This window comes from Serratia sp. CY47280 (assembly GCF_052168655.1).
In the GTDB taxonomy this organism is placed as follows: Bacteria; Pseudomonadota; Gammaproteobacteria; order Enterobacterales; family Enterobacteriaceae; genus Serratia; species Serratia bockelmannii.
On record NZ_JBJNMG010000003.1, the window covers coordinates 396,466 to 418,382 of the forward strand.

The following is a 21,917-nucleotide window of genomic DNA, read 5'->3' on the forward strand; positions in this document are numbered from 1 at the left end:
CACAAATCCGTTACACCAACCCCATCCCCACCACGCCGGTCAGTACGCCGCACAGCGCCACCAGCGCCGCCGTCAGGCACAGCGCCCGGGCGGAGAAGGCTTTGTTGAGCATCAGCAGCGAAGGCAGGCTGACCGCCGGCAGGGTCATCAGCAGCGCCAGCGCCGGGCCTGCGCCCATGCCCGCTAGCATCATGGTCTGCACGATCGGGATCTCCGCCGCGGTGGGGATAACGAACAGGCAGCCGACGATCGCCAGGCCGATGATCCACAGCAGGCTATTGTCGACGGCGCCGTCGGCGTGCGGGAACAGCCAGACCCGCGCAGCGCCCAGCGCCAGCACCGCCAGCACGTAGATCGGGATGGTCGACCAAAACAGCGCCCACAGCGCTTTGCCCCAGCGGGCGAGGAACGGCTGCTCGTCGTTCTGCGCCATCATCATCACCGGCGGCTGCGGCGCGGCGGGCTGCGGATCGTTGGCGGTCACGCGCTGCACCAGCCAGGCGATGCCCAGCACCATCACCACGCCCGCCACCAGACGGATGGCGGCGAATGGCCAACCGAGCACAAATCCCATAAACACCAGCGTCGCCGGATTCAATACCGGGTTGGCGAGCCAAAAGGCCAGCGCGGCGCCGCTGGACACCGACTGGCGGCGCATGCCGGCGGCAACCGGTGCGGCGCAGCAGGTGCACATCATGCCCGGCAGCGCGATCAGCGCCCCCAGCACGGTGCCGGAAAAACGCCGGTGGCCGAGCGTGCGCGCCAGCCAGTCGCGCGGGATCAGCACCTGCACCAGCGAACCTAACAACACCCCGAGCAGCGCCGCCTTCCACACCGCGGTGAAGTAGACCAGCGCGTACTGCCAGGCCGCCAGCCAGGGGCTCGCGGCGCCGTCGGCCAGGATAGATTTGCCGATCGAGTGGCTGTCCGCCGCCACGAAGGCCTTGCCGTAGTAAGGCTGCCATTTGACGTAGTAGAGGCCGACGGCCACCACCAGCAGAAACAGGATCGGTTTCCACAGCGGCCAGGCGCGTGGGGCGGGTTCAGGGGCGTTCAGAGGTTGCGGCATGGTAGCGGCCAGAGTCAGTCAACAGAGGCGTCAGCATAGCGCGCCGTCGCCGCCCGTGCACGCCTGGGCTGTCCTAAATAGTTCATCTGTTCGCCACCGAGGCGTAACGCGATTGTCATCTGCGCCCGGCACCATGATGCCAACTTGAAAACCACAGGGTAGACGCCCGATGAAACGCACCGCTTCCGCCTTCATCGCACAGCCATCGGTATGACGAGGTTTTTATTATGATGGAGTTATCTAGACATCCGACCACTTACCCCACCCGCTATCAGCAGATCGCCGCACAGCTGGAACAGGAGCTGCGCACGCGGTACCGCTGCGGCGACTACCTGCCTTCGGAGCAGCAGTTGGCCGAGCGCTATCAGGTCAATCGCCACACCCTGCGCCGCGCGGTGGATCAGCTGGTGGAGCGCGGCTGGCTGCAGCGCCGCCACGGCGTCGGCATTCTGGTGCTGATGCGGCCTTACGACTACCCGCTGCACGCCAATACCCGCTTCAGCCAGAACCTGTTCGAGCAGGGCAGCCACCCCACCAGTGAGCGCTTACTCGCTGTCTTGCGCCCGTGCAATGGGCATGTCGCCAGCGCACTCTCGCGTGAAGAAGGCGAAATGGTGATCCACCTGCGCACCCTGCGCCGGGTCAACGGCGTGCCGATGAGCGTGATCGACCACTATCTGCCCGATCTGGACTGGTGGCCGGCGCTGCAGCAGTTCCACAGCGGTTCGCTGCACCAGTTTATCGAACAGCACCTGCAGCAGCCGCTGACCCGCCGCCAGACGCGCATCAGCGCGCGCCGCGCGCAGGCCAAAGAGAGCCGGCTGCTAGAGATCGCCACCCACGCGCCGCTGCTGTGCGTGCGCACCCTTAACGTCCGCAGCGGCGGCGAAGACGTGGCGGAATACTCCGTCAGCCTGGCCCGCGCCGACATGATTGAACTGACGATGGAGCACTGAATGCAAGCCTTAGAGTCGAGACAACGCTGGATGTCGGTGCTGGCGCACAGCCGGCCCGAGCAGCTGCGCAGCCACTGGCAGGCGCTGAACCTCAGCCCGGGTTACCGCAGCATCCGCGCGCCGGAGATCGGCCTGGCCCAGCTGCAGGGGCGCATGGGCGCCACCGGCCGCCGCTTCGTGTTGGGGGACATGACGGTCACCCGCGCGGTGGTGCAGCTGGACAACGGCGGCTACGGCTACAGCTATATCGCCGGGCGCGACAAGGCGCACGCCGAGCTGTGCGCGCTGGCCGATGCGCTGCTGCAACAGCCGGAACACGGCGAACGCCTGCAACAACAGCTGATCGCACCGCTGGCCGCGCTGCAGCACGAGCAGCGCCAGCTGCGCGCCCGGGCCATCGCCGCCAGCCGGGTGGACTTCTTCACGCTGGTGCGAGGGGATTAAGCCATGAGTTTATTGACCGGTTTTGAGCAACCGATAGACCAATCGCAGCACGCTTTCCGTTTGATTCTTAAAGCCTTGAGCGAACCGGGCCACCGGGTGACGCTGCCAAACGGCCCAGCCTGGGCGCCGCTGAACGCCGCCAGCACCGCCGCGCTGCTGACGCTGGCCGATCAGGAAACGCCGCTGCTGCTGTGTGCTGCGCTTAAAAGTGAGCAAGTGCTAACAAACATTCGTTTTCACAGCGGCGCGCCGCTGGCCGCCACGGCGCAGGAGGTCTGTTTTGCCCTGTTCGATGAACAACTGCAGGCCGCCGATCTGCAGGCCTTACCGCACGGCACTGAAATCTCGCCGGAATGCGGCGCCACGGTGGTGGTGCAGCTTGCTGAGCTGGAGAACGGCGCCGCGCTGCGCCTGACCGGCCCCGGCATAGAGAGCCAACGCCTGATTGCGCCGCGCCTGCCGCCGGCGCTGCTGGATTATCTGGTCAACCGCCCGCAGCGCTTCCCGCTGGGGCTGGATGTCTTGCTGACCTGTGGCGATCGCCTGCTGGCGATCCCGCGGACCACCCGCGTGGAGGTGTGCTGATGTACGTAGCGGTAAAAGGGGGCGAAAAAGCCATTGAGGCCGCCCATCAGCTGCAGGAACAGCTGCGGCGCGGCGACGAGGCGCTGCCGGCGATCGGCGCGGAACAAATCGAACAACAGCTGGGGCTGGCGGTGGATCGGGTGATGACCGAAGGCGGCATCTACGATCGCGAGCTGGCGGCGCTGGCCATCAAACAGGCCAGCGGCGATCTGGTGGAGGCAATCTTCCTGCTGCGCGCCTACCGCACCACCCTGCCGCGCCTGGCGGTCAGCGAGCCGCTGGCCAGCGAAAATATGCGGCTGGAGCGGCGCATCTCGGCGGTTTACAAGGACTTGCCCGGCGGCCAGGTGCTGGGGCCGACCTACGACTACACCCACCGGCTGCTGGATTTCGCGCTGCTGGCGGAAGGCGAGGCGCCGCGCGCGCCGCAGGCCGACGAACCGCTGCCGGACAACTGCAGCCACGTGTTCGATCTATTGTGTCGCCAGCAGCTGGCGCGGGAGGAACAGGACGACGGCAGCGCGCCGGACGACATCACCCGCAACCCGCCGGTTTACCCCTGTTCGCGCTCGGCGCGCCTGCAGCAGCTGGTGCGCGGCGACGAAGGTTTTCTGCTGGCGCTCGGCTACGCCACCCAGCGCGGCTACGGCCGCAACCACCCGTTCGCCGGCGAGATCCGCACCGGCCACGTTTCGGTGGAGATCGTGCCTGAAGAGCTCGGTTTCGCCATCGATATCGGCGAAATCCTGCTGACCGAGTGCGAAATGGTCAACGGCTTCGTCGATCCCAAGGACCATCCGCCGCACTTCACCCGCGGTTACGGGCTGGTATTCGGCCGCGCCGAACGTAAGGCGATGGCGATGGCGTTGGTGGACCGCGCATTGCAAAGCCCCGACTACGGCGAAGGCGTCGCCGGCCCGGCGCAGGACGAAGAGTTCGTGCTGGCCCACGCCGACAACGTCGAGGCCGCCGGCTTCGTCTCCCATCTCAAGCTGCCGCACTACGTCGACTTCCAGGCCGAATTGGAACTGCTCAAGCGGCTGCGGCAGGAATACAGCGAGCGTCAGGAGGCCCGCGATGAGTGAAGTATTGACCGGCTATAACCTCGGCTATCTGGACGAGCAGACCAAGCGCATGATCCGCCGCGCCATCCTGAAGGCGGTGGCGATCCCCGGCTATCAGGTGCCGTTCGGCGGCCGCGAGATGCCGATGCCCTACGGCTGGGGCACCGGCGGCATCCAGCTCACCGCCAGCGTTATCGGCCGCGCCGACGTGCTGAAGGTGATCGACCAGGGCGCCGACGACACCACCAACGCGGTGTCGATCCGCCGCTTCTTCCAGCGCGTCGCCGGGGTGGAAACCACCGAACGCACGCCGGAGGCTACGCTGATCCAAACCCGTCACCGCATTCCGGAAACGGCGCTGCGCGAAGACCAGATCCTGATCTATCAGGTGCCGATCCCGGAGCCGCTGCGCTTTATCGAACCGCGCGAAACCGAGACCCGCAAGATGCACGCGCTGGAGGAGTACGGCGTGATGCAGGTGAAGCTGTATGAAGACATCGCGCGCTACGGCCATATCGCCACCACCTACGCCTACCCGGTGAAGGTCAACGATCGCTACGTGATGGATCCGTCACCGATCCCGAAATTCGACAACCCGAAAATGCACATGATGCCGGCGCTGCAGCTGTTCGGCGCCGGGCGCGAGAAACGCATCTACGCCCTGCCGCCGTTCACCAAGGTGGAGAGCCTGGACTTCGACGACCATCCGTTCAGCGTGCAGCAGTGGGACGAACCCTGCGCGCTGTGCGGCTCGCGCCACAGCTATCTGGACGAGGTGGTGCTCGACGATCAAGGCAACCGCATGTTCGTCTGTTCGGACACCGACTACTGCCGGCAGCAGCTGGCGCAATCTTCGCAAGAGGCGCAGCACTGATGACTTCCACCCCTTTGAGCACCACCCCGCTGCTGTCGGTGAACCGGCTCACCCACCTGTACGCCCCCGGCAAGGGCTTCAGCGACGTGTCGTTCGACATCTACCCCGGTGAAGTGCTGGGCATCGTCGGCGAATCCGGCTCCGGCAAAACCACGCTGCTGAAGTCGATCTCCGCGCGGCTGGCGCCGCAGCGCGGGCAGATCCTTTACCGCCCGCAGGCGGGCCAGGAACACGATCTGTACGCCATGGCGGAGAGCGATCGCCGCCGCTTGCTGCGCACCGACTGGGGCGTGGTGCACCAGCACCCGCTCGACGGGCTGCGGCCGCAGGTATCCGCCGGCGGCAACATCGGCGAGCGGCTGATGGCCATCGGCCAGCGCCACTATGGCGACATTCGCCGCCAGGCCGGCCAGTGGCTGGAAGACGTCGAAATCCCGCTGTCGCGCCTTGACGATCTGCCGACCACCTTTTCCGGCGGCATGCAGCAGCGGCTGCAGATCGCCCGCAACCTGGTCACCCACCCCAAGCTGGTGTTTATGGACGAGCCGACCGGCGGGCTGGACGTGTCGGTGCAGGCGCGCCTGCTCGATCTGCTGCGCAATCTGGTGGTGGAGATGCAGCTGGCGGCGGTGATCGTCACTCACGATCTCGGCGTGGCGCGGCTGCTGGCCCACCGCCTGCTGGTGATGAAACAGGGCGAAGTGGTGGAGAGCGGCCTGACCGACCGAGTACTGGACGATCCGCACCATCCTTACACCCAGCTGCTGGTTTCTTCGGTGCTGTCGTAACCCAAGGCGATAACAGATGACTATGCAAATCCGAGTTGAACATCTCAGTAAAACCTTTGTGCTGCACCAGCAGTACGGCACCCGCCTGCCGGTGCTGCACGACGCCAACCTGACGGTCCACGGCGGCGAATGCGTGGTGCTGCACGGCCACTCCGGCAGCGGCAAGTCCACCCTGCTGCGCTCGCTGTACGCCAACTACCTGCCGGACAGCGGCCATATCTGGATCAACCACCAGGGCGACTGGCTGGACATGGTCAGCGCCGACGCGCGCCAAATTCTGGCGGTGCGCCGCCATACGCTGGGCTGGGTCAGCCAGTTCCTGCGGGTGATCCCGCGCATCAGCGCGCTGGAGGTGGTGATGCAGCCGCTGCTGGAACAGGGCGTCGAGCGCGCCGAGTGCCGCGACCGCGCCGAAGCGCTGCTCGCCGCGCTCAACGTGCCGCAGCGCCTGTGGCCGCTGGCGCCGTCCACCTTCTCCGGCGGCGAGCAGCAGCGGGTAAACATCGCGCGCGGCTTTATCATCGATTACCCCATTCTGTTGCTGGATGAACCGACCGCCTCGCTCGACAGCCGCAACAGCGCGGCGGTGGTGCAGCTTATCGAACGCGCCAAGGCGCGCGGCGCGGCGATCGTCGGCATTTTTCACGATGAAGGCGTCCGCCAACAGGTCGCCGACCGGCTTTATGACATGCAGGCGCCGCAGGCGCTGGAGGCCCTCTGATGATCGTCAATAACGTTAAGCTGGTGCTAGATGACCAGGTGGTGCAAGGCTCGCTGGAGATGCAGGACGGCGTGATCCGCAGCTTCGCCGACGGCCCGAGCCGGCTGCCGCAGGCGCTGGACGGCGACGGCGGCTGGCTGCTGCCGGGGCTGATCGAGCTGCATACCGACAACCTGGACAAGTTCTTTACCCCGCGCCCGAACGTCGACTGGCCGGCCCATTCGGCGATGAGCAGCCACGACGCGCTGATGGTGGCCAACGGCATCACCACGGTGCTGGACGCGGTGGCGATCGGCGACGTGCGCGACGGCGGCCACCGGCTGGAAAACCTGCAGAAGATGATCGACGCGGTGATCCACAGCCAGCGCGCCGGGGTGAACCGCGCCGAGCACCGGCTGCACCTGCGCTGCGAGCTGCCGCACGAGAGCACGCTGCCGCTGTTCGAACAGCTGATGGACAAGCCGGGTGTGTCGCTGGTGTCGCTGATGGACCATTCGCCGGGCCAGCGCCAGTTCGCCTCGCGCGAAAAATACCGCGAATATTATCAGGGCAAATACCACCTCAACGACCAGCAGATGAGCGAGTACGAGGAGCAGCAGGTCGCCCTGTCCGCCCGCTGGGCCGCGCCGAACCGCGAGGCGATCGCCGCCCACTGCCGCGCACGCCGCATCTCGCTGGCCAGCCATGACGACGCCACCGCCGCGCACGTGGCCGAATCCTGCGCGCTGGGCAGCGCGATCGCCGAGTTCCCCACCACCGAGGCGGCCGCCCGCGCCTCGCACCAGCAGGGCCTGCAGGTGCTGATGGGGGCGCCGAACATCGTGCGCGGCGGTTCGCACTCCGGCAACGTGGCGGCGCACCACCTGGCGGCGCTGGGGGTGCTGGACATTCTCTCTTCCGATTATTACCCGGCCAGCCTGCTGGACGCGGCGTTTCGCCTCGCGGCGGACGAACGCAACGCCTACGATCTGCCCCAGGCGGTGCGCATGATCACCCGCAACCCGGCACGGGCGCTGGATCTGCAGGATCGCGGCTCCCTCGCCGAAGGGCTGCGGGCGGATCTGGTGCTGGCGCGGCCGCACGGCGAGCACGTTTATGTGCAGAACGTGTGGCGCCAGGGCAGGCAGGTGTTCTGATGGCGCGGCTCATCTATCTGATGGGGCCTTCCGGCGCAGGCAAAGACAGCCTGCTGGCCGCGCTACGGGCCGACGCCGACCGCGCGCCGCTGGTGGCGCACCGTTACATCACCCGGCCGGCAGATGCCGGCTGCGAGAATCACATCGCGCTGAGCGAACCCGAATTTCTGCGCCGCCGTGCCAAGGGGCTGTTCGCGCTCGACTGGCAGGCCCACCAGCAGCGCTACGCGTTCGGGATCGAAGTGGATCTTTGGCTGCTGCAGGGGATCGACGTGGCGGTCAACGGTTCGCGCGCCCACCTGCCGCAGGCGCAGCAGCGCTATGGTACGCAGCTGCTGCCGGTATGCCTGCAGGTCAACGCCGCGGTCCTGCGCCGGCGCCTGCAGGATCGGGGGCGAGAAAGCGCCGAACAGATCGAGCAGCGGCTGGCGCGGGCGGCGGAATATCAGCAGAGTCTGCCCGCCGGCTGCCGGGTGCTGCACAACGACGGCCCACTCGACGATACCTTGGCGGCGCTGCTGGCGCTGCTGCCTACCGCCACCCGAGAAGCTCAGGATGCGACGCCATGAACGACTTTGCCCAGCCGAAAATCGGCGACAACGTGACCCTTAACCGCACCCGGCTCGGCCAGTATGTGCATCTGGCCGACGATGCGATCCTGGAAGAGGTGGAGATGGGGGACTACTCCTACACCGCCGGGCACAACCAGATCTTTTACGCCACCATCGGCAAGTTCGTCTCCATCGCCTCCTATGCGCGCATCAATCCCGGCAATCACCCGACCTACCAGCGCATCGCGCAGCACCACTTCACCTATCGCGCTTCCGAATACGGGCTGGGGGAAGACGACGCAGCATTCTTCGACTGGCGGCGCGAGCACCACGTCACCGTCGGCCACGACGTGTGGATCGGCCATAACGCCATCCTGATGCCGGGCGTCAGCGTCGGCAACGGCGCGGTGATCGGCAGCGCGGCGGTGGTCACCAAGGACGTGGAGCCTTACAGCATCGTCGCCGGCGTGGCGGCCAAAAAGATCGGCATGCGCTTCGACGATGCGCTGATAGAGCGTATCGAACGCAGCCAGTGGTGGCACTGGGATCACGCCACGCTGCAGGCGCGGCTGGCGGATTTTCGCGACATCAACCGCTTTGCCCAGAAGTACCTTTAACGGAGGGGGGAGCGATGCAACTGACCTTTCTCGGCACCGGCGGCGCGCAGCAGGTGCCGGTGTTCGGCTGCGACTGCCTGAGCTGCCAACGGGCGCGGCGCGAGCCGGCATTTCGGCGGCGCGCGTGCAGCGCCATGCTCAACTATCAGGGGGAAACGACCTTATTGGATGCAGGATTGCCGGCTTTGGAGCGGCGATTTTCGGCGGGGCAAATTCAACGTTTTTTACTGACACATTACCACATGGATCACGTTCAGGGGTTATTTCCTTTGCGTTGGGGGTGCGGAAATTCCATTCCGGTGTATGGCCCGCCGGATGAACAGGGCTGCGACGACCTGTTCAAACACCCCGGCATTCTGGCGTTTCAGCCGCCGCTGGCGCCCTTCACCACCGTCGAGCTGGGCGGCATGCGCATCACCCCGCTGCCGCTGCAACACTCCAAACTGACCCACGGCTACCTGATCCAGGCGGCGGGCGCTGCGCTGGCCTACCTGACCGACACCGTCGGCCTGCCGCCGGCCACCGCCGACTATCTGCAGAATGTGGCGCTGGATCTGCTGGTGCTCGACTGCAGCCTGCCGCCTCAGCCGCAGGCGCCGCGCAACCACAACGACCTGACCCGCGCGCAGGAGACGCAGCGGTTGCTGCAGCCCAAACGCACGCTGCTGACGCACATCAGCCATCATCTCGATCGGTGGCTGCTGGACAATGAACTGCCCGCCGGCCTGGAGCTGGCGTTCGATCACCTCAGCGTCAGTCTCGGTAGCAATGCAGCCGATCCGATTCCAGCACCCTGACCCCTTCGCCCGGCGTGAACGCCTGCTGCAGCAGCGTTTGCGCCACATCTTTGGCGGCGACCGCCCGCCATTTGCCGGGCAACAGCCTGAACAGCGGCAGCGTGAGGCGCTCCGTCAGGCGCGGCGCCGGGCGACCCCCCACCAGCATGGAAGGCCGCACCAGCGTCAGGCGCGGCCAGCGCTGTTCGCGCAGCGCCTGCTCCATCTCGCCTTTGGTGCGGTTATACAGGAAAGTGGAATCCGCGTTGGCGCCCAACGCGCTCACCACCAGACAGTGCTGCGCCCCCAACCGGCGGCCGGTCAGCGCGCTCTCCACCACCAGTTGGTAATCGACGTAGCGGAAGGCATCGGCGCTGCCCGCCGCCCGGCGGGTGGTGCCCAGGCAGCAGAACACCAGATCGACCGGCTGCTGCAGGCCGCTCAGCAGTTCGAACAGCGCATCGCCGACCGGATTGGTCAGCTTGCCGTGCGGCGGCAGCGGCGTGCGCGTCGGCGCCACAATGGCCGTAATCTGCGGATCGCTTTGCAACAGCTGCAACAATTCGCGCCCCACCAGCCCGGTTGCGCCGACTAACAGTGCTCGCGCCATGCGATCTCCCGTTGTAATCAATACGTCGACTTAAAGTATAGACCGCGCCCAATGCAGCTTCTTGCCGAAACCAAGGGTGTTGTCGGTCATCTTCACCTCGTGCAGATCCAACCGCCATACCGAGGCCTTCATCGCCCTGGCGATCGGGAAGCGCTTGCAGTAACGCGCGCGCGCCGCCTCGGCTTCTTCGCCGCTCAGCAGCACCGCCTCGGCGCGGTACTGCACGCCGCGGATCAGCGCGATGCTTTTCGGTTTCGGCGCGATGGTGCCGACCACCCGGCCGTTGTTCAGCATCAGCCCGCCGTGGCGGGTGTGCGGTTCGGTCATCAGCCACAGCGCCATCGTCGCGGCGTCGAACACGTAAAAACAGTTGGCGCACCACATGTCGAGGCCGTCGCCGGCGCACAGCGTTAAGACATGTTGCTTGCCGATGAAATCCGCAATCTGTTGCCGTTGTTCTGAGGTATTCAAGGTTACTCGCCTCCCGGTTCACTCACTTCATCTTACCCTGCGTTGTTGAGGCGAGTCACAAATAACGATAATCATCAAAAATCACACATGAATATAAACACAACAATAATGAATTTTTATTTATTTTTTCATAAAGCAGATTGATAACATAAAAAACACAAGGCGGATTTACTTGATCGTCATGTAGCCGGTTATTTGACCGTTTTTTTTATTCCTTTCCGAGCGCCATTGAAATTAAGCGCTTAAGGGCCGCGAGCATTAGCAATTCATTTACATGCCAACCTCTGGACCCGGAGGATACTTATGCAATTCATTGCATAACAGGTGAATAGTTATTTATAAACACCGGCATTTATGTGACTTTCATCACGATTTTTAACCCACCTTGCGTTAAAATAGCGCCATCTTTTCACTCAGCAAGGTGGATTAGAAAATGGAAAACAATAACCGAAAAATGGCGCACATCAGGCGCACAACCCATATTATGATGATGGCTCATCGCAGCTGCTTTAGTTTCGCATTCTTCAACTACAGATAACCCTCCCCCTCGCTCTTACGCCGTTGATAAGAGTGTCATTGCGTTTTATTTATTCTCCGCACGCCGGTGATAATATCTCTTTCTCGCTAACCGGGAAGGACACGCAATTCATTTTTAATTTCGGTCAAGCGCATCCAAGCTAAATAAAACAGCGAACACAGTTAATGCCTTTCGGCATCACTGGGTTCTCGCACACCTTTATTTTCGTGAAGGCGTTAACGGCAAATGGAATTATTTGCCGGCGGAATGCCTTTGCCTGAAGAATGAGAAAAATGAAAAAATTAAAAATTGCCGCCAACACCCAAACCCTCGGCTGCTTTGAAACCGAACGCGACATCGTCGATGTGCACCACAGCGATTTCAATGACGTCGCCGCCATCGTGCTATCGGTAGACGACGTCGCGCAAGGCATGGTGGCGCGCATCGAAGAGCACGGCCTGAACATTCCGCTGTTCGTCGCCGTCTGCTGCGAAGAAGAGCTGGATAACGCCGTCTTGCCGGCGCTGCACGGTGTGTTTGAGCTGTGCGGCAAGAATACCCAGTTCTACGGCAAACAGCTGGAGGCCGCCGCCGCCAAGTATGAAAGCGAGCTGCTGCCGCCGTTCTTCAACACGCTGACGCAGTATGTGGAAATGGGCAACGCCACCTTCGCCTGCCCCGGCCACCAGGGCGGTGAGTTCTTCCGCAAACACCCAGCGGGCCGCCAGTTCTTCGACTTCTACGGCGAAACGCTTTTCCGCTCCGACATGTGCAACGCCGACGTCAAACTGGGCGATCTGTTGATCCACGAAGGCGCGCCTTGCGCGGCGCAGCAGCACGCCGCCAAGGTGTTCAACGCCGACAAGACCTACTTCGTGCTCAACGGCACCTCGGCCTCGAACAAGGTGGCGACCAACGCCCTGCTGACGCGCGGCGATCTGGTGCTGTTTGACCGCAACAACCATAAATCCAACCACCACGGCGCGTTGATCCAGGCCGGCGCCACGCCGGTGTATCTGGAAACTGCCCGCAACCCGTTCGGCTTTATCGGCGGCATCGACGCGCACTGCTTCGACGAACGCTACCTGCGCCAACAGATCCGCGAAGTGGCGCCGGAACGCGCCAACGAAGCCCGCCCGTTCCGCCTGGCGATCATCCAGCTCGGCACCTACGACGGCACCATCTACAACGCCCGCCAGGTGGTCGACAAGATTGGCCACCTGTGCGACTACATCCTGTTCGACTCCGCCTGGGTGGGCTATGAGCAGTTCATTCCGATGATGAAAGACTGCTCGCCGCTGCTGCTGGAGCTGAACGAGAACGATCCCGGCATCATCGTCACCCAGTCGGTGCACAAACAGCAGGCCGGCTTCTCGCAAACCTCGCAGATCCACAAAAAAGACAAGCATATCAAGGGGCAGAGCCGCTACTGCAACCACAAGCGCTTCAACAACGCCTTTATGCTGCACGCCTCCACCAGCCCGTTCTATCCGCTGTTCGCCGCGCTGGACGTCAACGCCAAGATGCACGAGGGCAAGAGCGGCCAGCGCCTGTGGCAAGAATGTGTGCGCGTGGGCATCGAAGCGCGCAAAATGCTGCTGGACACCTGCACGATGATCAAACCGTTCGTGCCGGATCAGATCGACGGCAAGCCGTGGCAGGCCTATGACACCGCGGCGATGGCCAACGATCTGCGCTTCTTCAACTTCGTGCCCGGCGAGAAGTGGCACGCCTTTGAGGGCTATGCCGAGTCGCAGTACTTCGTCGATCCGTGCAAGCTGCTGCTCACCACGCCGGGTATCGATACCGCCACCGGCAGCTACAGCGAGTTCGGCATCCCGGCGACCATTCTGGCCAACTACCTGCGCGAAAACGGCATCGTGCCGGAAAAATGCGATCTCAACTCGATCCTGTTCCTGCTGACGCCGGCGGAAGACATCGCCAAGATGCAGCACCTGGTGGCCCTGATCGCCCGCTTCGAGAAGCACATCGAGCAAAACTCCCTGCTCAGCGAGGTGCTGCCTGCGGTCTATAAAAACCACCAGCAGCGCTACAAAAACTACACCATCCGCCAGCTGTGCCAGGAAATGCACGATCTTTACGTCAGCTATGACGTTAAAGAACTGCAAAAAGAGATGTTCCGCAAAAGTTATTTCCCGCGCGTGGTAATGAATCCGCAGGATGCCAATACCGAGTTCGTGCGCGGCAATGTGGAATTGGTGTCGCTGGCCAAGGCCGAGGGCCGCATCGCCGCCGAAGGCGCCCTGCCTTACCCACCAGGCGTGCTGTGCGTCGTGCCCGGTGAAATTTGGGGCGGCGCCGCGCAGCGTTATTTCCTGGCACTGGAAGAAGGCATCAATTTATTGCCGGGGTTCGCGCCGGAATTGCAGGGCGTTTATATCCAACAGGATGAGGACGGCTGGAACCGTGCTTACGGCTACGTCATGAAAAATTAATCACCTTACGGGGCGGCGATAATTCCCGCCGCCCGGATCGCATCCTAAAAGAGAAAATGATCATGAGTAAGTCCAATAATAAAATGGGGGTCGTGCAATTAACGATCCTGACCGCCGTGAATATGATGGGTTCCGGCATAATTATGCTGCCGACCAAGCTGGCCGAAGTGGGCACGATTTCGATCGTTTCCTGGCTGGTGACCGCCGTCGGCTCGATGGCGCTGGCCTACGCCTTCGCCAAATGCGGCATGTTCAGCCGTAAATCCGGCGGCATGGGCGGCTACGCCGAATACGCCTTCGGTAAATCCGGCAACTTCATGGCGAACTACACCTACGGCGTTTCGCTGCTGATCGCCAACATCGCCATCGCCATTTCCGCCGTCGGCTACGGCACCGAGCTGTTTGGCGCTACGCTCAGCCCGCTCGGGATCTGTATCGCCACCATCGGCGTGCTGTGGCTGGCGACCGTCGCCAACTTCGGTGGCGCGCGTATCACCGGCAAAATTAGCGGCATCACCGTCTGGGGCGTGATCATTCCGGTGGTGGGCATCTCGGTCATCGGCTGGTACTGGTTCAGCGGCAGCGCCTACGTCGCCGCCTGGAACCCGCATCAGGTGCCGACCTTCGAAGCCATCGGCGCCTCGATCTCAATGACCCTGTGGGCGTTCCTGGGGCTGGAATCCGCCTGCGCCAACACCGACGTGGTGGAAAACCCGGAGCGCAACGTGCCGATCGCCGTACTGGGCGGCACCCTCAGCGCGGCGGTGATCTATATCATTTCGACCAACGTGATCGCTGGCATCGTGCCGAACATGGATCTGGCCAACTCCACCGCCCCGTTCGGGCTGGCGTTCTCCCACATGTTCAACCCGACGGTCGGCAAGATCATCATGGCGTTGATGGTCATGTCCTGCGTCGGCTCGCTGCTCGGCTGGCAGTTCACCATCGCTCAGGTGTTCAAATCCTCCGCCGACAGCGGCTTCTTCCCGAAAATTTTCTCCAAGCTGAGCAAGGCCGACGCGCCGGTTAAAGGCATGCTGACCATCGTCGTCATCCAGAGCGGTTTGTCGCTGATGACCATCAGCCCGTCGCTGAACAAGCAGTTCAACGTGCTGGTGAACCTGGCGGTGGTGACCAACATCATCCCTTACATCCTGTCGATGGCGGCGCTGGTCATTATTCAGAAAGTGGCGAAGGTGCCGGACAACAAGGCGCGCATCGCCAATATCATCGCCGGCATCGGCGCGCTGTACAGCTTCTATGCGCTCTACAGCTCCGGTGAAGAAGCGATGATGTGGGGCGCCATCGCCACCTTCCTCGGCTGGACGCTGTACGGCATCGTCTCGCCGCGCTTCGAGCTGGCGGGAAAAAAGGGGTAAAGCGGTAAGGCTCCGGCGGCCGGGGATGGGATTGTGACGGCGAACATGCCATCATACGCCGACCCTGGCCACCGAAACGGCGTACGATGACCGACACTACCCCCACTCCCTGGCACCTCTATATGCTGCGTTTACCGAGCGGCATGCTGTATACCGGCATCACTACCGACGTGGCGCGCCGCCTGGCACAGCACCAAGCCGGCAAAGGCGCCAAGGCGCTGCGCGGTAAAGGGGAACTGACATTGGCGTTTCACTGCCAGGTGGGGGATCGCTCAACGGCGCTGAAGCTGGAATACCGCGTCAAACAGCTGAGCAAAATACAAAAAGAGCGGCTGGTGAATCACCCGCCGCTGTCGTTGGCGTATCTATTGCCGGTCGTTAAAAGCGATTAAACGGCGCCGAAAAAGCCACTTCGCCGCTGACGCCATTCAGGGCGTCTTCCGCCAGCGGATACACCTGGAACGCGCTTTCCGTGTCCGGCCAGCGGCAGTTCAGGCCATAGGTGGCGGCCGGTTTAAAGCCGAAGCGGCCGTAGTAGGCCGGATCGCCCAGCACCACCACCGCGGCGTAGCTGAATTCGTTCAGCGAATCCAGGCCTTCGTACACCAGCTTTTCAGCCAGCCCCTGGCGGCGCAGGCTTTCGTCTACCGCCAGCGGCGCCAGCGCCACCCATTGGCGGTCTTCGCCGGCCAAGTCTACCGGGCTGAACGCGGCGTAACCCACTACCCCGCCTTCGTCGTCAGTGGCGACCACGCCCAGCGTCAGCAGGCCGTCTTCGCGCAGCTGCTGCACCAGATCGGCTTCGTCGTCGCGGCCAAAGGCGCGGCGCAGCAAGGTGTCGATGCCCGCCGCGTCTACCGGGATCTCTACGCGGATCAGCATGATACCGCCACACGGGAAGCCGACGCCGTGCCCTCCTGCAACCCTGCTTCGACAAAATCAGCCAACTGCAACAGCCCCATGCGCAGCGGCGCAGGCATGCTTTCCAGCTCGATGGCGTCCATCAAATTTTTCACATACAGGCCCAATTCGGTATCCCCTTCAATCTGCAGCCGACGCTGAAAGAACAGCGTATCCGGATCTTGCTTGCGCGCCGCGATCAGGATCAGATCGTTGGCATCGCCGCTGAAGCTGACGTCCGCTTCGGCGTGCTGGCTGACCACCAGTTTGTCGTTTTCTACCGTCATAAACCATTGTAGCGCCAGATCGCGAACTTCGATCTTCAGCCAACGCGATTCGAGAAACTCCAGATCCCCATCCGCCAATGCCTGGCGGAACTGCCAGCTCAGCACCTGTTGCAGCAGCTGACGCTGCAGAGCGAACGGCGTGAATTTCAGCGGGATGCGCAGCAGCGACGGCCCCTGGCGCACAAGGCGTGCTCGTAGTTGTTCCAACACGGTCATCCACTCCTTTCAATACGGACTACCGCTATTTTGCCACACTGACGCGCGGCTTCAGCGGTCTATATCAACAAATAGTGCATTTCACCGCCATGTTTATCAATACGCCATAAGCTGCCTCAAATCAAAACCTGTGTGTGCCCCATTGCCTAAAATGACCTCCCCGATTCGCATTTGCCGGCGGAACACCGCCGCCGGCAACCTTTAAAGACAGCGTGCGCCCGGCCGGGCGCACGGCTAAGCCAGGATAAATCTATGGAGCTGCTTTGTCCCGCCGGCAACCTGCCGGCCCTGAAGGCCGCGGTGGATAACGGCGCCGATGCCGTTTACATCGGTCTGAAAGACGATACCAACGCGCGCCACTTCGCCGGCCTTAACTTCACCGAGAAAAAGCTGCAGGAAGCGGTCGATTATGTGCATCGCCACGGCCGCAAACTGCATATCGCCATCAACACCTTCGCCCATCCCGACGGCTATGCCCGCTGGCAGCGCGCGGTGGATATGGCGGCCCAATTGGGCGCCGACGCCCTGATTCTGGCGGATCTGGCGATGCTGGAATACGCCGCCCAACGCTATCCGCAGTTGGAACGCCACGTTTCGGTGCAGGCTTCCGCCACCAACGAGGAAGCGATCCGTTTTTACCAGCGCAACTTCGAGGTCGGCCGGGTGGTGCTGCCGCGCGTGCTGTCGATGCATCAGGTGAAACAGCTGGCACGCACCAGCCCGGTGCCGCTGGAAGTGTTCGCCTTCGGCAGCCTGTGCATCATGGCCGAGGGGCGCTGCTATCTCTCTTCCTACCTGACCGGCGAGTCGCCGAACACCGTCGGCGCCTGTTCGCCGGCGCGTTTCGTGCGCTGGCAGCAAACCCCGCAGGGCATGGAGTCGCGCCTGAACGACGTGCTGATCGACCGCTATCAGGATCATGAAAACGCCGGTTACCCGACGCTGTGCAAGGGCCGCTATCTGGTGGACGACGTGCGCTACCACGCGCTGGAAGAGCCCACCAGCCTCAATACGCTGGAGCTGCTGCCGGAACTGCTGGCCGCCAACATTGCCTCGGTGAAGATCGAAGGCCGCCAGCGCAGCCCGGCTTACGTCAGCCAGGTGGCGCGCGTCTGGCGCCAGGCGATCGACCGTTGCCAGGCCGATCCGGCCGCCTACCGCGCCGACGCCGCCTGGATGGAGACGCTGGGCGCGATGTCCGAGGGCACCCAGACCACGCTGGGCGCCTATCACCGCAAATGGCAGTAGCCGGAGGAAACATGAAATACGCACTGGGGCCGGTACTCTACTACTGGCCGAAAAATGACATCGCGGCGTTCTATCAACAGGCGGTGGACAGCAGCGCCGACATCATTTACCTCGGCGAGAGCGTCTGCACCAAGCGGCGCGAGATGAAGGTCGGCGATTGGCTGGCGCTGGCGCGCGACATCGCCCGCAGCGGCAAGCAGGTGGTGATCTCCACGCTGGCGCTGCTGCAGGCGCCGTCCGAACTGAATGAGCTGAAACGCTATGTGGAGAACGGCGAGTTCCTGTTTGAAGCTAACGATCTGGGCGCAGTGAACATGGCGGCGGAACGCGGTCTGCCGTTCGTCGCCGGCCATGCGCTGAACTGCTACAACGCCTATACTCTGCGCCTGCTGCGCCGCCAGGGCATGATGCGCTGGTGCATGCCGGTCGAGCTGTCACGCGATTGGCTGGCCAATCTGCTGACGCAGTGCGACGAGCTGGGCTTCCGCCACGACTTCGAGGTGGAGGTGCTGAGCTACGGCCATCTGCCGCTGGCCTATTCGGCGCGCTGCTTCACCGCCCGCTCGGAAAACCGCGGCAAGGACGAGTGCGAAACCTGCTGCATCAAGTATCCGCAGGGCCGCATGATGCGCTCCCAGGAACAGCAGCAGGTGTTCGTACTCAACGGCATCCAGACCATGAGCGGTTACTGCTACAACCTCGGCAACGAGCTGCCAAGCATGCAGGGGCTGGTGGACATCGTGCGACTGTCGCCGCAGGGCGCCGAGACGCTGGCACAGATCGACGCCTTCCGCGCCAACGAGCGCGGCGAGCAGCCGCTGGCCTTGACCAACCACGTCGACTGCAACGGCTACTGGCGCCGCGTGGCGGGGTTGGAGTTGGTGGGGTGATCCTCGCTCCCCTCCTCACCGAGGGGAGTTTTCAATCAACTCACCCGCCGCTTCCTGAACATCCCGCGCAGCGCCACGCTGTTGCGCAAGAAGCCGACACCGAAGCCCAGCAGGGTGTAGACCACGCCGAGCACCAGCATCATCATCACGTCGCCCCACACTTCATTCAGCGACAGCCCCATCTGGTTGACGCCGGCGATCGCCTTGGTGCCCCAGGTGGAGGGAATGCTGTACGAGATGGCGCGCACCCAGGCCGGCATCGACTGCAGCGGCCAGATGGTGCCGGACAGGTAGAAGACCGGCGTCGTGATAAACGCCAGCGTCAGGTAGATCATCTCGACGCTGCGCAGGCACTCGGTCACCAGCTTGCCCAGCCCCAGTACCGCCAGCAGGAACGGGAAGGTCAGCAGCAGCAGTTCGGCGATGTTCGCCGTCTGCCGATAGCCCAATACCCACGGCCACAGCACGAACAGCACGATCGACAGGAACAGCCAGATCGGCAGCAGCGCCGTCAGCCCGCCGAGGTGCGCCGCCAGCGGCGCTTTGCCGCCGGGCATGCTCTTCATGGCGATATTGACGCGGATACAGGCGATCAGCAGCGAGTGCTGCAACAGCATCACCAACAGGCCGGGGAAGATGATCGCCGCGAAGCTGATGCCGGGGTTAAACACGTCCAGCGTTTGCCCCAGTATCGGCGTCAGCAGTATCTGCGCCTGCCGTTCGCTGAAACCGCTGCGCAGCAGCAGCCCGTTGTTGTACTCCGTCAGCAGCTGCTGATAGGCCGCCACCACATCCTGTTGGATCTGGCCGTTGGCCAGACGGTTGGTGGCGTCGCCGTACACCGGCACCACGATGTTCTGCCCGCTGAGGATCTTCTTCTCCAGATCCACCGGCATGATGATCACCGCAAACAGCTTGCGCCAGCTGAGATCGCGCTGTGCCTGTTCCAGGCTGTCGTAGGTTTCAATCGCTATCTTGGAGGTGGCGTCCAGTTGGCGGATCAGCTGGCGGCTGGCGGTGCTGTGGTCCTGATCGACCACCCCTACCGGCAGATCCCACACCGTGCGGTTGGCGTACACCAGGCTCATGATGCACAGCGATAGGATCAGCATCAGCCACACCGGCCGCTCCAGCATGCCGAGCAGCACCTTAACGAAGGTTTGCCAATAGAGCTTCATCCGGCGTTCCCCTCTTTTGCCAGCCGCGCCGGCAGGCGATTGCGCACCAGCAGCGCGGCCACCAGCGGATAGACCGCCAGCAGCGCGCACACGCTGAAGATGGCGCTGGCGTGCACCTGCCGCAGGAACACGTCGAACATCGCGTACAGCGCGTGGGTCAGCGGTTCGATGTTGGAAATGATGCGCGCCGGCAGCGGCATCGACAGCTCAGGCACCGCCATGCCGGAGAAGGTCATCGCGATACTGACCAAAATACCGATCAGGCTGTACGCGGTGATGGTACTGCCGGTAAAGGTGTACAGCAGCAGGCCGATGCTCTGCGCCGCCATCACGTAGAACAGGCCGATCATCAGCATAAACAGAGGATTGCCGCTGACGCGGGCGTCAAAGATGCCCACCAGCGCCGCGATCTCGACCATCAGCAGGGTGGTGAAACACAGCGTGTACGGCGCCAGCTTGCCGAGTAGCGCCAGGCTGAACGGCTTGGCCTGCAGCAGCGACTTGCTGCGCGCCAGCACGTAGATCATGCAGGTCACCGCGAACAGCTGCAGCAGATGGATGGTGGCGGCGAACTGCTGGTAATAGATATAGCTGCCGCTGGCGTTGAACAGGCTGCCGTAGGAGAGCGTCACGTCCGCCAACGGCGGCAGCGTCTTGCCCATCTCGGTGGCGATGATGCTGCGGGTGCTGGCATTGATTTCGTTCATCAGGCCGCCAAAGTCCTGGGTGGAGTACAGCCCGGCGCCGTAGAACAACGCATTGTAGTACATCACCACGCTCGGCTGTTTGCCCGACAGCGCGTTGGCCTCAAAGTCCGGCGGGATATACAGCAACGCGTAATCCTGCGCGCTGCGCAGGCGGCTCAGCGACTCCGGCAGCCCGCCGCCATATGCCTCGACGTGGGCGTGCGAGCCGGCGTCCAGCCGCCGCGTCAGCGATTTGGACAGCGGGCTGTGATCGCTGTCCACCACCGAGACCGGCAGATCGAGCAGCGTGCCTTCGGAGAAGTTGCTGCTGATCAGCACAAACAGGATCAGCGGAAAGATCCAGCTCAGCCAGTGCACCACCGGGCTGCGAAAGGCGACGCGACACTCTTTGTCGAACGCGTGACTGAAGCAGCGCCAGCCGGCCCTTACTCTTTCCATTGCCATAAGGTGCTCATCCCCGGACGCAGGCCGTCCACCGGCTGTGACGGATACAGGCGCACTTCGAAGGTTTTCAGGTCGAAGTCGCCAGTGGCGCGGGTGGCGCGTTTGGTGGCGTAATCCCCCAGCGGCGCGATGTAGCGCACCTCGGTGTCGATCATTTTGTCCTTCAGCGCCGGCACCCGCAGCGTGACCTTGTCGCCTTTGCGCACGTGGGCCAGGATGTCTTCACGCAGGTTAAACACGAAGTAGGCGTCCGGCACCCGGATCAACGTCACCAGCGGGCTGCCGGCGTTCAGCAATTCGCCCACTTCGGCCGGGATCGGCCCCACTTCGCCGTCCACCGGCGCTTTCACCTGCAGATCGTCGCTCTGCGCCTGGATCTGCAGCAGATTCTCTTCCGCCGCCCGCAGCGCCGCCGCATATTGCTGCCGCTGCTCGACGCGGTCGCCGTTAATGCCTTCATCCAGATTGGCCTTGGCGGCCTGCACCTGTTGGAAGGCGGTGTCGCGCGACCGGCGCGAAGCGTCCAGCTCGGACTTCGAGATATAGCCCTTGCCGGCCACGCTCAGGTTCCGGTTGTAGTCGTTTTGCGCATTGCGGTACTGCGCCTCGGCCTGCGCCAGGTTGGCGCGCAGGTTGCGGATGCTCTCTTCACGGGTGCCGTGCAGCGACAGCTCGAGCTGCGCCTTGGCCTCGTCGCGCGTCGCCTGCGCGGAACGCAGCTGCGCCATCAGTTCGGGGCTATCGAGCTGAATGATCAGCTGACCGCTTTTCACGTCGTCGCCGCGTTCGATCAGGCGTTCAACGACCCGGCCTTTCGCCTTGGATGCGACGATCACTTCGGGGGCATCCACTTCACCCTGCAGCAACAGATCCTGATTGTGCGCGCGGAACAGGATCGCCAATGCGATCGCCGCCAACATCAGCAACAGGGTAAACAGCGTCTTTTTTTTCATTATGTCAGCTCCCGGAACGGTAAGCGGCGGGCGGGGATCATCATTTCCATGTCTCAAATTGCTCCAAAAAACACCATTGC

General features: G+C 63.2%; 25 protein-coding genes. 17 read left to right on the forward strand and 8 right to left on the reverse strand.

Annotated features, from left to right (window positions below; all coding sequences use genetic code 11):
• Positions 1-10: 10 nt before the first annotated feature.
• Positions 11-1,069 (reverse strand): permease, encoded by a 1,059-nt coding sequence (locus ACJ8J4_RS16125; protein ID WP_197824960.1) that lies wholly within the window; start codon positions 1,067-1,069, stop codon positions 11-13.
• A gap of 227 nt (positions 1,070-1,296) precedes the next feature.
• Between ACJ8J4_RS16125 and phnF the strand changes: the two genes are divergently transcribed.
• Genes phnF through phnP form a run of 11 tightly spaced genes read left to right on the forward strand, consistent with a single transcriptional unit; the run spans position 1,297 to position 9,602 of the window.
• On the forward strand, positions 1,297-2,025 hold the full coding sequence (gene phnF / locus ACJ8J4_RS16130; RefSeq protein WP_025305098.1) for a phosphonate metabolism transcriptional regulator PhnF: 729 nt from the start codon (positions 1,297-1,299) through the stop codon (positions 2,023-2,025).
• Positions 2,026-2,469, forward strand: coding sequence for a phosphonate C-P lyase system protein PhnG (gene phnG / locus ACJ8J4_RS16135; RefSeq protein ID WP_019453314.1), 444 nt, complete (start codon positions 2,026-2,028; stop codon positions 2,467-2,469). It begins immediately after the preceding gene.
• Between the two features lie 3 nt (positions 2,470-2,472).
• The gene (phnH, locus tag ACJ8J4_RS16140) at positions 2,473-3,054 is read left to right on the forward strand and encodes a phosphonate C-P lyase system protein PhnH (RefSeq protein WP_049208806.1); all 582 of its coding nucleotides are present in this window, start codon (positions 2,473-2,475) and stop codon (positions 3,052-3,054) included.
• Complete coding sequence (locus ACJ8J4_RS16145; protein WP_021504231.1) at positions 3,054-4,139, forward strand: carbon-phosphorus lyase complex subunit PhnI; 1,086 nt, start codon at positions 3,054-3,056, stop codon at positions 4,137-4,139. Before phnH ends, ACJ8J4_RS16145 begins: the two co-directional genes overlap by 1 nt.
• A complete protein-coding gene (locus tag ACJ8J4_RS16150; RefSeq protein WP_019453317.1) occupies positions 4,132-4,992 on the forward strand; it encodes an alpha-D-ribose 1-methylphosphonate 5-phosphate C-P-lyase PhnJ in 861 nt (286 codons plus the stop codon). The genes ACJ8J4_RS16145 and ACJ8J4_RS16150 overlap by 8 nt, the downstream gene beginning before the upstream one ends.
• Positions 4,992-5,780: a phosphonate C-P lyase system protein PhnK gene (gene phnK, locus ACJ8J4_RS16155; protein WP_033636845.1), complete on the forward strand. Its 789-nt coding sequence runs from the start codon at positions 4,992-4,994 to the stop codon at positions 5,778-5,780. The genes ACJ8J4_RS16150 and phnK overlap by 1 nt, the downstream gene beginning before the upstream one ends.
• 16 nt (positions 5,781-5,796) lie before the next feature.
• Entirely contained in the window at positions 5,797-6,501 is a 705-nt protein-coding gene (gene phnL / locus ACJ8J4_RS16160) for a phosphonate C-P lyase system protein PhnL (protein WP_197771010.1), read from the forward strand.
• The gene (gene phnM, locus ACJ8J4_RS16165) at positions 6,501-7,637 is read left to right on the forward strand and encodes an alpha-D-ribose 1-methylphosphonate 5-triphosphate diphosphatase (protein ID WP_025305091.1); all 1,137 of its coding nucleotides are present in this window, start codon (positions 6,501-6,503) and stop codon (positions 7,635-7,637) included. The genes phnL and phnM overlap by 1 nt, the downstream gene beginning before the upstream one ends.
• A complete protein-coding gene (phnN, locus tag ACJ8J4_RS16170) occupies positions 7,637-8,206 on the forward strand; it encodes a ribose 1,5-bisphosphokinase (RefSeq protein ID WP_049208803.1) in 570 nt (189 codons plus the stop codon). Before phnM ends, phnN begins: the two co-directional genes overlap by 1 nt.
• The gene (locus ACJ8J4_RS16175; RefSeq protein ID WP_015376431.1) at positions 8,203-8,805 is read left to right on the forward strand and encodes a DapH/DapD/GlmU-related protein; all 603 of its coding nucleotides are present in this window, start codon (positions 8,203-8,205) and stop codon (positions 8,803-8,805) included. Before phnN ends, ACJ8J4_RS16175 begins: the two co-directional genes overlap by 4 nt.
• Before the next feature lie 14 nt (positions 8,806-8,819).
• Positions 8,820-9,602: a phosphonate metabolism protein PhnP gene (gene phnP, locus ACJ8J4_RS16180; RefSeq protein ID WP_049208802.1), complete on the forward strand. Its 783-nt coding sequence runs from the start codon at positions 8,820-8,822 to the stop codon at positions 9,600-9,602.
• On the opposite strand, the gene ACJ8J4_RS16185 is transcribed toward phnP, so the two are convergent.
• Together ACJ8J4_RS16185 and ACJ8J4_RS16190 are read right to left on the reverse strand one after the other, a co-directional pair.
• Complete coding sequence (locus ACJ8J4_RS16185) at positions 9,559-10,191, reverse strand: NAD(P)H-binding protein (RefSeq protein WP_442516088.1); 633 nt, start codon at positions 10,189-10,191, stop codon at positions 9,559-9,561. The two genes, phnP and ACJ8J4_RS16185, sit on opposite strands and share 44 nt — an antisense overlap.
• 30 nt (positions 10,192-10,221) lie before the next feature.
• Entirely contained in the window at positions 10,222-10,662 is a 441-nt protein-coding gene (locus ACJ8J4_RS16190; protein ID WP_025305087.1) for a YhbP family protein, read from the reverse strand.
• Between the two features lie 433 nt (positions 10,663-11,095).
• Here ACJ8J4_RS16190 and speFL point away from each other — a divergent pair, with 433 nt between their 5' ends.
• The 4 genes from speFL (at position 11,096) to ACJ8J4_RS16210 (ending at position 15,406) form a co-directional block, all read left to right on the forward strand.
• A complete protein-coding gene (gene speFL, locus ACJ8J4_RS16195) occupies positions 11,096-11,200 on the forward strand; it encodes a leader peptide SpeFL (RefSeq protein ID WP_004933443.1) in 105 nt (34 codons plus the stop codon).
• A 272-nt stretch (positions 11,201-11,472) separates the two neighbouring features.
• Positions 11,473-13,635, forward strand: a complete 2,163-nt coding sequence (gene speF, locus ACJ8J4_RS16200; protein ID WP_015376427.1) for an ornithine decarboxylase SpeF — start codon at positions 11,473-11,475, stop codon at positions 13,633-13,635.
• Positions 13,636-13,697: 62 nt separating this feature from the next.
• Positions 13,698-15,014: a putrescine-ornithine antiporter gene (potE, locus tag ACJ8J4_RS16205; RefSeq protein ID WP_047571695.1), complete on the forward strand. Its 1,317-nt coding sequence runs from the start codon at positions 13,698-13,700 to the stop codon at positions 15,012-15,014.
• A gap of 86 nt (positions 15,015-15,100) precedes the next feature.
• Positions 15,101-15,406 carry a GIY-YIG nuclease family protein gene (locus ACJ8J4_RS16210; RefSeq protein ID WP_025305084.1) on the forward strand — a complete coding sequence of 102 codons (306 nt, stop codon included), beginning with the start codon at positions 15,101-15,103 and terminating at the stop codon, positions 15,404-15,406.
• Here the strand turns inward: ACJ8J4_RS16210 and ACJ8J4_RS16215 are convergent.
• On the reverse strand, positions 15,393-15,896 hold the full coding sequence (locus tag ACJ8J4_RS16215) for a GNAT family N-acetyltransferase (RefSeq protein WP_151428336.1): 504 nt from the start codon (positions 15,894-15,896) through the stop codon (positions 15,393-15,395). The genes ACJ8J4_RS16210 and ACJ8J4_RS16215 overlap by 14 nt on opposite strands.
• Positions 15,890-16,411: a ubiquinone anaerobic biosynthesis accessory factor UbiT gene (ubiT, locus tag ACJ8J4_RS16220; RefSeq protein ID WP_039567957.1), complete on the reverse strand. Its 522-nt coding sequence runs from the start codon at positions 16,409-16,411 to the stop codon at positions 15,890-15,892. Before ubiT ends, ACJ8J4_RS16215 begins: the two co-directional genes overlap by 7 nt.
• Before the next feature lie 258 nt (positions 16,412-16,669).
• Between ubiT and ubiU the strand changes: the two genes are divergently transcribed.
• Both ubiU and ACJ8J4_RS16230 read left to right on the forward strand, forming a co-directional pair.
• On the forward strand, positions 16,670-17,665 hold the full coding sequence (gene ubiU / locus ACJ8J4_RS16225; protein ID WP_015376422.1) for a ubiquinone anaerobic biosynthesis protein UbiU: 996 nt from the start codon (positions 16,670-16,672) through the stop codon (positions 17,663-17,665).
• A gap of 11 nt (positions 17,666-17,676) precedes the next feature.
• Complete coding sequence (locus ACJ8J4_RS16230) at positions 17,677-18,555, forward strand: U32 family peptidase (RefSeq protein WP_197836439.1); 879 nt, start codon at positions 17,677-17,679, stop codon at positions 18,553-18,555.
• Between the two features lie 35 nt (positions 18,556-18,590).
• Here the strand turns inward: ACJ8J4_RS16230 and ACJ8J4_RS16235 are convergent, their stop codons facing one another.
• The 3 genes from ACJ8J4_RS16235 to ACJ8J4_RS16245 are packed head-to-tail and all read right to left on the reverse strand — an operon-like array spanning position 18,591 to position 21,837.
• On the reverse strand, positions 18,591-19,733 hold the full coding sequence (locus ACJ8J4_RS16235) for an ABC transporter permease (protein ID WP_197836440.1): 1,143 nt from the start codon (positions 19,731-19,733) through the stop codon (positions 18,591-18,593).
• Positions 19,730-20,884, reverse strand: a complete 1,155-nt coding sequence (locus ACJ8J4_RS16240; protein WP_147823151.1) for an ABC transporter permease — start codon at positions 20,882-20,884, stop codon at positions 19,730-19,732. The genes ACJ8J4_RS16235 and ACJ8J4_RS16240 overlap by 4 nt, the downstream gene beginning before the upstream one ends.
• Positions 20,866-21,837, reverse strand: a complete 972-nt coding sequence (locus ACJ8J4_RS16245) for an HlyD family secretion protein (protein WP_025305060.1) — start codon at positions 21,835-21,837, stop codon at positions 20,866-20,868. The genes ACJ8J4_RS16240 and ACJ8J4_RS16245 overlap by 19 nt, the downstream gene beginning before the upstream one ends.
• Between the last annotated feature and the right edge of the window lie 80 nt (positions 21,838-21,917).